The following is a 12,380-nucleotide window of genomic DNA, read 5'->3' as shown; positions in this document are numbered from 1 at the left end:
CAAAAATAGAGATTGGGTGAAAACATGTTTCAAAATGCCGAAATTGGAATTGATTTAGGAACAGCTAACATATTGGTTTATAGTAAAAATAAGGGAATTATTTTAAATGAACCGTCCGTCGTAGCAGTTGATACAGAAACAAAGACTGTACTTGCCGTCGGATCAGAAGCGAAAGAAATGATCGGGAAAACACCTGGGAAAATTGTTGCGATCCGTCCGATGAAAGACGGTGTCATCGCTGATTATGATATGACAACAGATTTACTTAAACAAATCATGAAAAAAGCAGGAAAAAATATCGGGTTTACCTTCAGAAAGCCAACTGTCGTTGTATGTACACCTTCTGGTTCAACAGCTGTTGAGCGCCGCGCCATCAGCGATGCTGTGAAAAACTGCGGAGCAAAACATGTGCATTTAATTGAAGAACCTGTTGCAGCTGCAATCGGTGCTGATCTTCCGGTAGACGAGCCTGTTGCGAACGTCGTAGTCGATATTGGCGGCGGAACAACAGAAGTTGCAATCATTTCATTTGGCGGCGTTGTCTCTTGTCATTCGATCCGAATTGGCGGCGATCAGCTGGATGAAGATATCATTACGTTTGTCAGAAAGAAATATAACCTATTAATCGGTGAACGGACTGCCGAGCAGGTGAAAATGGAAATTGGGTATGGTCTCATTGAGCATGAGCCTGAATCATTAGAAGTGCGCGGGCGCGATCTTGTGACAGGTCTGCCAAAAACGATCACACTTGTCTCTCATGAAATTCAAGGCGCCATGCGTGAATCACTTCTTCATATTTTAGAAGCGATCCGTGCCACATTAGAGGACAGCCCTCCAGAGCTAAGCGGAGATATTGTAGACCGCGGCGTCATTTTAACTGGCGGAGGCGCTCTTTTAAATGGAATACAAGAATGGCTTTCTCAAGAGATTGTTGTTCCAGTCCATATTGCAGCCAATCCCCTTGAATCTGTTGCAATTGGAACAGGTCGTTCATTAGAAGTGATCGACAAATTGCAAAAAACTTTAAAATAATCTTCTTGTTCTACTTCTTTTTTTGTCATTTCGATCATATCGTGAGAAATGGATAAACGTGAAGGAGGAAGAACATGTTGCTTGATTTAGGTAAACGGGTCGTTGTCACAGTCATTTTAACGGGTATTATTTTAGGAGGAATGAGCCTGTCGTTTTCACATATGCCGCCTTCTAATGCACAGCCTGTGAAACAACTGAACCGCTAAAAAAGCCGCACGAAAGCGGCTTTTTTATTTTGGCTTTAAACGGGCTCCCCATTTTCCTTTTCGGTCATAAATCTGATATGATGAACATGACTAAAGGAGGGGTTTTTATGAGTTCATTTGAAAAACAACTAGATCAATATGCGAAGACCATCGTTGAAGTCGGTGTGAATGTACAAAAGGGGCAGGAAGTCGTTGTATCCGCATTTACTGAATCTGCACATCTTGTTCGTCTTGTAGCAAAACACGCGTATGAGCGCGGGGCGAAAAACGTACATATCCGCTGGAGTGATGGTGTTCTCACCCGTTTAAAGTATGAACATGCACCGCAAGATGTATTTGAGCAATTCCCTGAATGGGAAGCACAGATGATGGAAACCATCGCAAAACGCGGAGGCGCTTTTATTACCATCCTGTCAGAAAGCCCTGACCTTTTGCGAGGCATTGATTCGAAAAAAATCGCTGCACAGCAAAAAGCTGCTGGTTCAGCACTACATACATATCGTCAATACGTTCAATCTGACAAAGTCGCTTGGACAGTCGTAGGTGCTGCATCAAAAGAATGGGCGAAAAAGATTTTCCCTGATCATACAGATGAAGAAGCTGTCACGTTATTGTGGGATCAAATCTTTAAAGTCGCACGCGCTGATCAAGCAGATCCAGTTGAGGCTTGGAAAAAGCACGATGCGTCATTAAACGAAAAGGTCAAAATACTCAATGAACGCCACTACCACAAGCTTCATTATGAAGCACCCGGCACAGATTTAACAATCGAGCTTCCAGAGCAGCATATTTGGGTAGGTGCTGGCAGCGTAAGTGAACGCGGCGTTTCGTTCATGGCCAACATGCCGACAGAAGAAGTCTTTACCGTACCGAAAAAAGACGGTGTAAACGGGACAGTCTCAAGCACAAAGCCGCTCAGCTATGCTGGAAACATCATTGATGAGTTTTCATTAACCTTTGAAAACGGCCGGATTGTGGATGTGAAAGCAAAAGAAGGCGAAGATATTTTAAAATCTCTCGTTGAAACAGATGAAGGCTCTCATTATTTAGGTGAGGTTGCCCTCGTACCAGATGATTCACCAATTTCTAACTCAAATATTCTTTATTACAATACACTTTACGATGAAAATGCATCAAACCACCTTGCCATCGGCAGCGGATATGCGTTTAATATCGAAGGCGGAAAAGAAATGAAACGAGAAGAATTGGATGCTGCGGGTGTGAACAGCAGTATTACACACGTTGATTTTATGATTGGTTCAAAGGAAATGAATATTGACGGAATCACAAAAGACGGGAAACGCGAACCGATCTTCCGAAATGGAAACTGGGCGATTTAATCAAAAAAAGACATCCACATTTGGATGTCTTTTTTGTGTTATGCGTAAAGCTCTTCAAGTCTTTTTTGGATGTCTTGATCTGATAAAAACTCATCATATGTTGTTTGTTTATCGACGATGCCATTTGGCGTCACTTCGATAATCCGGTTTGCGACTGTTTCAACAAACTGATGATCATGAGATGAGAAGAGCATGGCTCCTTTAAAGCTCATGAGACCGTTATTCAGCGCTGTAATGGATTCTAGGTCTAAGTGGTTCGTTGGCTCATCCAGCAGCAAAATATTCGCTCCAGACAGCATCATTTTTGATAACATACAACGAACCTTTTCTCCTCCTGATAAAACACTTGCTTTTTTCTTCACTTCTTCCCCAGAGAAAAGCATACGTCCTAAGAAACCACGCAGGAAGCTTTCGCTTTGATCATTCGGAGAATATTGACGGAGCCAATCAACGAGATCAACGTCATTCCCTTCAAAGTATTCACTATTATCTTTCGGGAAAAAAGCTTGTGACGTTGTGACGCCCCATTTAAATGATCCGCTGTCTGGCTCCATTTCACCAGCAAGGATTTTAAATAATGTGGACACAGCAAGCTCATTACGGCTTAAGAACGCAATTTTATCTTCGCGGTTCATAATAAAGCTGACATTATCCAGTACTTTTACACCGTCAATTGTTTTTGATAGACCTTCTACTTGAAGGACATCATTTCCGATTTCGCGCTCTGGCGCAAAATGAACATACGGATATTTACGTGAAGACGGCTTAATGTCGTCTAAAGAGATTTTATCAAGCAATTTCTTTCTTGATGTCGCTTGCTTGGATTTAGAAGCGTTCGCACTAAACCGGGCAACGAATTCTTGAAGCTGCTTAATTTGTTCTTCTTTTTTCTTATTCGCTTCTTGGCTTAGTTTCAGCGCTAACTGGCTGGACTCATACCAAAAATCATAGTTACCGACGTATACTTGGATTTTTCCGAAATCAAGATCCGCAATATGTGTACATACTTTATTTAAGAAATGACGATCATGCGAAACGACGATGACGGTATTTTCAAAGTTAATGAGGAACTCTTCGAGCCACTGGATTGCTTGTAAGTCCAAGTGGTTCGTCGGCTCATCGAGAAGCAGAACGTCAGGCTTGCCAAATAAAGCTTGAGCTAAAAGTACTTTTACCTTTTCAGAACCGCCAAGCTCAGACATTTTCTTCGATTGAAGGCTTTCTGGAATGCCAAGACCCTTTAATAGGATCGCTGCTTCACTTTCAGCTTCCCAGCCGTTTAATTCGGCAAATTCACCTTCAAGTTCTGCTGCACGAATCCCGTCTTCATCTGAAAAATCAGGTTTCATATAGATCGCATCTTTCTCCTGCATCACATCATATAGACGTTTGTGACCCATGATGACGACTTTCAGCACTTCAAACTCTTCGTATTCAAAGTGGTTCTGTTTTAAAATCGCTAAACGCTCGCCAGGACTCATATGAACATCGCCCGTTTGAGGCTCAATTTCGCCAGAAAGAATTTTTAGGAACGTTGATTTACCAGCTCCATTGGCACCAATTAATCCGTAGCAGTTGCCAGGAGTGAATTTAATATTTACTTCTTCAAATAGTTTACGATCAGCAAAGCGCAAACTAACATTATTTACTGCAATCATTTATTAATCCTCCATCACTCATTCATCATTATGAAGTATAACATGAATAACGTTTGATAGAAACGTCTCTCGCTAAGAACGAAGGCTTTTTGTCTATTATGATATAATAAACGGGAATGATTGATTGAAGGAGTTCGGGCGATTTGAGATTACTCACACTGATGGAATACTGTTTATTGATTTTCTTTATGGGCATTTATTTATCTGCAACAGGCTTTAATGCGAGGGACTTTGGCCTTTATATTGGGCTTGTCCTCATTTACACACTGGTTCACATCTTTTCCAAACGCTTTTTACAAAAGCGGGGCAAAGAAAACCAAAAGATCGGATTGTTTCGATCCGTTTTAGCCATTACCGGATCTGTGTTCGCTTCTGTTCTTGCGATTGTGATCATTGTGACGGTGCTCACACCAAATTAAAAACGACCCTTCTGTAAGGGTCGCTCGTTCAAGTACCTTTCTCTTGCCCATGAGAAGGTGCTTTTATTTTGTCTGTCGAATATCGCCAAATGGGAAGAAAACAAATTCTGATGTCCCGACAACCCGATCCTTTTCAATGAGGCCAAGTCCATTTCGGCTGTCCATGGAATTGAGTCTGTTGTCCCCCATCACAAAGTAATCGTTTTTCGGTACTTTTACTGGACCAAAATCTCCAGTTAAATGCACTTCATACTCTTTCGCATGCGCCTTGTTCTCTTTTAAGTAAGGCTCATCTACTTTTTTACCGTTAATGTAAAGCGTATCATCCTTCATTTCAATCGTATCACCTGGAAGGCCGATCAATCGTTTGACATAATGAATCTTCTGACCATCTTTTCCATTAATAATCACAATGTCACCGCGTTTCACACCACCGAGATAGTTAATGGTTTTGTTGACAAACAGCTTTTCCCCGTCATGAAGTGTCGGCTCCATTGACTCTCCTTCCACTACATACGGTTCAAATATAAATGTACGGATGAGCAAGACGAGCGCAAGTGCAATTAAAATGGCTTTGATCCATTCAAACAGTGAACTTTTCTTCTCTGTTTTGGCTTGCTTCGCATCAGATTGAATTTCATTTTCGTTTTGTTTGTTTTCTTCGTTCAAAATACTGCTTCCTCCTAAGACTTTCTACTAAAAGACATAAAACGTGAATTGATTAACTTTACTTTATCATATGTCAATTAAAAATTCACAAGACAACCATCTAATTAGATATTTTTTCCTAATTCACTGATAATTAAACAAAAAGAAGCACCGTTTTACACGATGCTTCTCTTCTGCATTACGCTTCTTGTCTGACTGGTTTTTTCAAAATACCCAGTAAAATCGCTGTCACAACGGCACCGATTAAGATGCTGATGATATAAAGAACTGGATGATTTGTTACCCAGAAAACAAATAGTCCGCCATGCGGTGCAGGAAGCGTCACTCTGAAGAATTCCGTTAATCCGCCAGCAACTGCTGCACCAATAACAGCTGAAGGAATCACACGAAGAGGATCTGCCGCCGCAAACGGGATCGCTCCTTCCGTGATGAAGGCAGCTCCCATGAAGTAACATGTAATCCCTGCTTCACGGTCACGTTTTGAAAACTTATTTCTAAAGATCGTTGTTGCAAGTGCAATACCTAGTGGTGGAACCATTCCGCCTGCCATAATCGCAGCATGCGGTGCATAGTTGCCAGCAGCAATCATCGCAAGACCAAATGTGTAAGCCGCTTTGTTAATTGGGCCTCCCATATCAATTGCCATCATACCAGCTAAAATAATACCCATTAAGACAAGGTTTCCCGTACCTAATGATTCAAGCCAATGTGTTAATCCGTCCATCACCATTTTCACTGGTGTGTTGACAATATAATGCATGATAATGCCTGTGAAGAAAATACCGAACAATGGATACAGCAGAACCGGTTTAATCCCGTCGAGTGTCTGCGGTACGAATGTGAATACTTTTTTGAGCAGCACAACAATGTAACCTGCTAGGAAACCAGCAATCAATCCGCCTAAGAACCCTGCACCTGCTGCTGACGCCATAAAACCACCGACCATACCTGGCGCAAAACCTGGACGATCTGCAATACTCATGGCAATAAATCCAGCTAATACCGCAACGATTAAGGCAAGTGCATTATCGCCGCCAATTCCTTTTAAGACAGCTGCAAATGAATTAAATGAAGGGTCCTTAGGATCTGCTGAGTTAATGCCCCAGAAGAATGAAATCGCAACAAGAATACCGCCTCCGACAACAAATGGAAGCATGTTACTTACACCACTCATTAAGTGCTTGTAAAATCCGCTTCTTCCTTTGCCAGATGATTCATTTTCCTCTTTAGAAGAACTGCCGCCTGAACCTTTATAAATCGGCGCATCTTGATTGATTGCTTTTTCAATTAATTCCTGTGGACGGCGAATACCAGCTGTTACAGGGACTTCAATGACATGCTTGCCTTTAAAGCGTTCCATCTCTACTTGCTTGTCCGCTGCCACAATGATGGCTGGTGCTTCTTCAATTTCTTTTGCTGTAAGGGCATGTTTAATACCGCCAGAGCCGTTTGTTTCAACTTTAATGTCAACGCCCATTTCCTTTGCTTTTTCTTTCAAAGCATCTGCTGCCATAAATGTATGGGCAATACCTGTCGGGCAGGCGGTTACCGCTAAAATTTTAGCAGGCTTTCCTTCTGCAGCCGGCTCCTCTTGAACTTCCTCTTCTTCTTCATCATCTTGATCATGTGTATTGATGATCTCAATGATTTCATCTTCAGTCGCCGCTTCAAGGAGCTGCTTTCGAATTTCTTCACGCATAAGAAGTGTGGATAAACGAGAAAGTGCCTCTAAGTGCGTGTTGTTTGCACCTTCAGTTGCGGCAATCATAAAGACAAGATGACTCGGCTGTGCGTCTAGTGATTCATAATCTACACCAGCAGTTGAGCGGCCAAATGCAATGGCAGGCTCTTTTACACTTGCTGTTTTAGCATGCGGGATGGCAATTCCTTCGCCAATACCAGTAGAGCTCTGTTTTTCACGATTGATCACAGCTTCTTTGTAGCCCTCTTTATCATTTAACTTGCCTGCTGTATCTAAAACAGTGACCAGCTCTTCAATGACTGCTTCTTTCTGCTGGCTGTCTAATTGAAGCTTAATGGTATGCTTCGTGAGTAGTTCTGTAATTTTCATGATGACTCCTCCTTTAAATGCGTGTGACTTTTACTTGTGGTAATAGTGTGTCAACAAGCTCTTTTGTGCCAAGCTCCTCAGAAAAGGCTGTAGCGCTTCCTGAAGTAACACCAAGCTTAAATGAATCTTCAATTGAAAGGCCTTTTGAAACGCCGGCTAAAAACCCTGCAACGACTGAATCCCCTGCTCCAACTGAATTAACGAGCGTTCCCTTTGGAACATTGGACTGAAAGATACCTTCTTTACTGAATAAAAGAGCGCCATCTCCAGCCATGGAGACGATGACATGTTCAGCACCTTGTTCTAACAGCTTTTTCCCATAAGGAATTGCATCTGCTGCTGATGAAATACTCGTCTCAAACATTTCACCAAGCTCATGATGATTTGGCTTCATTAAGAACGGTTTCATGTCTGCTGCTTTTTTTAACGCTTCGCCAGAAATATCAAGAACAACTCTTACACCTTGCTCTCTGCAAACTTCAGCAATACGCTCATATGTGTTATGAGGTAATGAAGAAGGAATGCTGCCAGCTAAAACCACGACATCTCCTTCAGTCAATGAAGAAAATTGAGATAGAAACGACTCAAATTGCGCTTCAGTAATTGATGGGCCGAGTCCGTTGATTTCTGTCTCTTCACCTGTTTTTAGTTTCACATTGATTCTTGTATCTTCTGACACCTCGTGAAAGGCTGTTTGTAATTGTTCGTTCTGTAAAAAATCTTGAATATATTTGCCTGTAAATCCACCAATGAATCCAAGTGCTTTTGATTCAACACCGTGACGTTTTAAAAGCCTTGAGACATTGATTCCTTTACCACCTGGATATTTTTGATCATAGGTTGAACGATTTAAACCGCCGACTGCAAAATCCTCCACGTGTACGATGTAATCAACTGATGGGTTTAAAGTAACTGTATAAATCATGTTTTCACTACCTTTATAACCGTTTTTTCATGGTAATTATCGAATGAATCCTCTTTTGCGTCGTTTGTGATAATGGTGGCTTCCTGTAAACTAGCAAAGGCTGAAAACGATATTTCGCCAAACTTCGAGGCATCTGATAAGATATAGGTTTTTTTCGCCTGTTTCATGGCTCTTTTTTTCATGAGTGCTTCCTCTGGATCAGGCGTTGTAAAACCCGCCTCGGGATGAATGCCGTTTGTCCCAACAAAGCTTTTGTCAAAACGATAATTTTCCATCGCTGTCAAAGCTGCGGCTCCCACCATGGCTCCTGTTCGATGTTTCACTGATCCGCCTATCAAGTAAAAAGTAATGCCTTTTCTCATAAGTGCTTCAATGTGCATCACACCGTTTGTCACTACAACAATATCTTGATCTGGATCGATATATTCAATCATTTGCTGTGTGGTTGTACCTGCATCTAAATAAATACAGTCGCCCTGTTTTAAAAGAGATGCCGCTGCCTCTGCTACCAATGACTTTTCTTGAAGGTTTTTGGCAGATTTCTCAAATACATCTGGTTCAAGGCGAATACTCGAAATCTTGGCTGCTCCTCCATGAACCCTTTTAAGAAATCCTTTTTCTTCAAGGGCTGATAAATCTCTTCTAATTGTAGATTCAGACGCATCCGTCATCATCGTTAAGTCCTGTATTTTAATGACATCATTTTCTTCTAAGCTGTCGATAATGAGTTGATGTCTTTCCGGTGTTAACATGAGAACACCCCTTTTGAAAACGTATTCATTTTGCGCGCACCTTTATTGTAATCGCTTTTTTCAACATTATCAATACAAAACAATCAAATACATTCAATAACTATCAAAATCTTTCACCATGGTCATCTTACCTTTATATGTACCATTTGTAAACTGAAAAATATGTGACATTATGATGAAAGTCATGATATTAGCATTTCTATCATTTTTTATTTCATTCAATGGAACTAAAAAAAGCTTTTATGCGATTTGCATAAAAGCTTTTGGTGTGTAATGAAGGCGAATGTAGACCATTTGTATGCTTTTTTCTTCTCCGAATTATTCATACCTGAGCGATTCAATAGGGTCTAGTCTCGCTGCTTTATTCGCAGGAATTAACCCAAAAACAATACCAATGAGCATACTAAACAGTACGCCTCCACAAACCACTTGCCAAGATACGAGAGACGGCCAGCCGGCAAATAGTGATACTAGCGAAGCGCCGCCTAAACCAAGTGCAATTCCCATCAGCCCGCCGATGAGTGTTAAAACGACAGACTCAATTAAAAACTGAACGAGAATTTGCGCCCTTGTTGCGCCCATCGCCTTTCGAATACCGATTTCTCTTGTCCTCTCTGTCACAGAAACGAGCATAATATTCATCACACCGATGCCGCCGACAAGTAAAGAGATTCCGGCTATTGAGCCAATGATCGTTGTCATAACGGACGTTATTTGACCGATCCCCTCTGCGATTTCTTCCATATTGATCATTTCGTAAGCATCTTCTGTATGATGATTTTCATTTAGTATGGCAGCCGCGCTCTTTCCTACTTCCTTCATTTGATCCGCATGTGCGACTTGAATAGACAACTTATCATATTCATTCATACCAAATGTGGAGGTGAGCATCGCAAATGGGACATATATTTCATTCATATCAAATGAAAACATCCCTTTCTGTTTTGCTAACACACCGATGACTTCAACTGGCTGTCCGTTCATCCAAATCAGTTCACCTAATGCCTTTTGTCCATTGAATAGTTCTTTTTGTAAGCCATCCGAGATGAGGGCAGCTCTTCTGCCGCTTCTAAAGTCAATATCTCTTAAATTCTGTCCTTCTGCGATTTGTAATGAATGTACATCCGTATACCCCTCATTTATGCCGTTAACTGTCGCATCAACTGTCGTATCTTGAAATCTCAGCTGCATTCCTTGTGCAGTCGAGGAGGCGACCTGCTTCACCCCATGGATTGTCCTAATGCTTTTTATGTCTTCCTCAGTAAATGAGGCTTCGAATAAGGCATTTGGATTTGCATTTAACTCTTCGTCAGAAGGCGTATATGTCATATCAATGGTATTGTTTGGACCTGAAATCGATCCTTTTAACATTTGCTCACCGCCTTGACCGATCGCCACGACTGCAATGACTGATCCAACACCAATAATAATCCCAAGCATCGTTAAAATAGAACGTAATTTATGAGCTAAAACCGAATTCAGCGCTATTTTGATATTTTCAAAGAGTTTCATTCATAGCGTCCCCTTGTATCCATCTATCTTCAACAAGCCGTCCATCTCTCACAACGACCGTACGGTTTGTGTACGCAGCTATTTCTTCTTCATGTGTGACAAGCACAATCGTTGTCCCTTCCTCATTCAGCTGTGTAAACTGTTCCATAATTGACATGCTTGTTTTTGAGTCGAGCGCACCAGTCGGTTCATCTGCTAAAATAAGCTGAGGCTTATTGACAATCGCTCGTGCAATGGCCACCCTTTGCTTTTGTCCTCCTGACAACTCACTTGGCATATGTTTCATTCGATCTGCCAAACCAACCTTTTCAAGCGCCAATTCCGCACGTTCTTTTCTTTCCTTTTGGCTGATCCCAGCGTAAATCATTGGCAGTTCAACATTGCGCCTCGCATTTAACCTTGGCAGGAGGTGAAATTGCTGAAAAACAAATCCAATGGATTGATTTCGAATGACCGCAAGCTCTTGATCCTTTGCTGCTGACAGCTCTGTACCTTGAAAATGATATTGTCCTGTCGTCGGGCGGTCTAAACAGCCAATAATATTCATTAATGTTGACTTTCCAGAGCCGGACGGGCCCATAATGGACATATACTCGCCTTTTTCAATGACAAGATTCATGTCACTTAATACATCAAATGTTTCGTATGCGACCTCATAGCTTTTTGTTACGTTGGAAAGCTGAATCATTCAGCATCCACTTCCATTCCGTCATACATATCATCTGTTGGATAAGCAATGATTTGATCCTCTGCCTTGACACCTTTTGTCACTTCAAGATCATGACCTGACGTTTCCCCTATGACCACTTTTACTTTTTTCAGTACATTTTTTCGAACAACATAAACGTATTGTCCATCAGTCTCTTTTTTTACCGCTGTTTCAGGAATCGTTTGCGCTTGGCGTTTATCTGTTTCAATTTCCATGATCATTTTAAAACCAGGCTTCGCCTCAGGTTTCTTTCCTTTTATTTCAACTTCAACAGGATATTGAACCGTTTGATCGCTCGAAGTTGTTTCGGCTGCAGTCTGGACAGGAACAGCGCCCACTTTTTTCACGACTCCTTGCCAGCTCTTCCCGCGAATGACATCAGACGTTACCTTCACTTTTTGTTTCTTTTTGATTTTGATGGCATCATACTCTGAGATCAAACCCCGTACAATCATTTTTTTCTCATGACCAATATGGATGATCGGCTGCCTTTCTTCCGGCCCCCCTGCTCCGGCCTCTTGCTCAATGGAAATGACTGTTCCATCAATTTTACTATGTACGGTTAAATCTTCTATTTGCGCCTTTACTTTTTCTTGGCTGATCTCTGCTTGCTTTTGTTCTAATTCAGCCGCTTTCAGTTCTAATTGAAGCTGATCTCGCTCGCTTTTGGCATTAGCGTCAGATCCGCCTGCTTTTTTCTCATCTAATTCACTCAGCCTTTTTTGCAATTGTTCCAGTTTTAATGTACTTGACTCAGCCGCTAGTGCTTGCTGCTGCTCCTCAAGCTCCAGTTCCTTGTTTTCATATGTAAGAAGCGGCGTTCCAGCCTTTACCTTTTCCCCTTCTTTCACAGCAATTCCCTTCAATTTCCCCTTTTCCTCTTCTTCATAGATGAACTGCTCTTCAGAGAACGAAAGTGTCCCGGGTGTCATCACCGTAGATGTGATTTCTCTTGGCATGAGTTTGACTGTTTTAATCGCTGCTGTAGAAGCAGGCTTTGCTTGGTTTTTCGCAATATTAAATCCAATAAATAGTCCGATCACAATAATTAAAATAGATCCGATGATGATTTTCTTTCTCATAAAAA

12 protein-coding genes are annotated in these 12,380 nt (G+C 41.5%); 4 read left to right on the top strand and 8 right to left on the bottom strand.

From position 1 onward, the window contains the following. Nucleotides 1-24 precede the first annotated feature (24 nt). The 3 genes from mreBH (at nt 25) to NSS76_RS07075 (ending at nt 2,578) form a co-directional block, all read left to right on the top strand. Nucleotides 25-1,032, top strand: a complete 1,008-nt coding sequence (mreBH, locus tag NSS76_RS07085) for a rod-share determining protein MreBH (RefSeq protein WP_024424745.1) — start codon at nt 25-27, stop codon at nt 1,030-1,032. 74 nt (nt 1,033-1,106) lie between these two features. After that, nucleotides 1,107-1,238, top strand: coding sequence for a protein YkpC (locus NSS76_RS07080; protein WP_003210922.1), 132 nt, complete (start codon nt 1,107-1,109; stop codon nt 1,236-1,238). 107 nt (nt 1,239-1,345) lie between these two features. Then, nucleotides 1,346-2,578 carry an aminopeptidase gene (locus NSS76_RS07075; protein WP_024424744.1) on the top strand — a complete coding sequence of 411 codons (1,233 nt, stop codon included), beginning with the start codon at nt 1,346-1,348 and terminating at the stop codon, nt 2,576-2,578. 38 nt (nt 2,579-2,616) lie between these two features. Here NSS76_RS07075 and NSS76_RS07070 read toward each other — a convergent pair whose 3' ends face one another. Further along, nucleotides 2,617-4,236: an ABC-F family ATP-binding cassette domain-containing protein gene (locus NSS76_RS07070; protein WP_024426884.1), complete on the bottom strand. Its 1,620-nt coding sequence runs from the start codon at nt 4,234-4,236 to the stop codon at nt 2,617-2,619. A 143-nt stretch (nt 4,237-4,379) separates the two neighbouring features. Here NSS76_RS07070 and NSS76_RS07065 point away from each other — a divergent pair, with 143 nt between their 5' ends. Beyond that, the gene (locus NSS76_RS07065; RefSeq protein WP_024424743.1) at nt 4,380-4,655 is read left to right on the top strand and encodes a hypothetical protein; all 276 of its coding nucleotides are present in this window, start codon (nt 4,380-4,382) and stop codon (nt 4,653-4,655) included. A gap of 63 nt (nt 4,656-4,718) precedes the next feature. On the opposite strand, the gene lepB is transcribed toward NSS76_RS07065, so the two are convergent. From lepB to NSS76_RS07030, 7 genes are all read right to left on the bottom strand, one after another. Further along, nucleotides 4,719-5,291: a signal peptidase I gene (lepB, locus tag NSS76_RS07060; protein ID WP_029706712.1), complete on the bottom strand. Its 573-nt coding sequence runs from the start codon at nt 5,289-5,291 to the stop codon at nt 4,719-4,721. Nucleotides 5,292-5,502: 211 nt separating this feature from the next. After that, a complete protein-coding gene (locus tag NSS76_RS07055) occupies nt 5,503-7,395 on the bottom strand; it encodes a PTS fructose transporter subunit IIABC (protein ID WP_024424741.1) in 1,893 nt (630 codons plus the stop codon). A 13-nt stretch (nt 7,396-7,408) separates the two neighbouring features. Further along, nucleotides 7,409-8,320: a 1-phosphofructokinase gene (gene pfkB / locus NSS76_RS07050; protein ID WP_024424740.1), complete on the bottom strand. Its 912-nt coding sequence runs from the start codon at nt 8,318-8,320 to the stop codon at nt 7,409-7,411. Further along, entirely contained in the window at nt 8,317-9,072 is a 756-nt protein-coding gene (locus NSS76_RS07045) for a DeoR/GlpR family DNA-binding transcription regulator (RefSeq protein WP_024424739.1), read from the bottom strand. Before NSS76_RS07045 ends, pfkB begins: the two co-directional genes overlap by 4 nt. Before the next feature lie 318 nt (nt 9,073-9,390). After that, nucleotides 9,391-10,584 (bottom strand): ABC transporter permease, encoded by a 1,194-nt coding sequence (locus NSS76_RS07040; RefSeq protein ID WP_044333993.1) that lies wholly within the window; start codon nt 10,582-10,584, stop codon nt 9,391-9,393. After that, nucleotides 10,571-11,272 (bottom strand): ABC transporter ATP-binding protein, encoded by a 702-nt coding sequence (locus NSS76_RS07035; RefSeq protein ID WP_044333991.1) that lies wholly within the window; start codon nt 11,270-11,272, stop codon nt 10,571-10,573. The genes NSS76_RS07040 and NSS76_RS07035 overlap by 14 nt, the downstream gene beginning before the upstream one ends. Further along, complete coding sequence (locus NSS76_RS07030) at nt 11,269-12,375, bottom strand: efflux RND transporter periplasmic adaptor subunit (RefSeq protein ID WP_044333989.1); 1,107 nt, start codon at nt 12,373-12,375, stop codon at nt 11,269-11,271. The genes NSS76_RS07035 and NSS76_RS07030 overlap by 4 nt, the downstream gene beginning before the upstream one ends. Between the last annotated feature and the right edge of the window lie 5 nt (nt 12,376-12,380).

This window comes from Bacillus sp. FSL R5-0654, assembly GCF_038008745.1.
Lineage (GTDB): Bacteria > Bacillota > Bacilli > Bacillales > Bacillaceae > Bacillus > Bacillus safensis.
The sequence above is the reverse complement of the archived record's forward strand: the minus strand, read 5'-3'. Positions and strand labels throughout refer to the sequence as shown.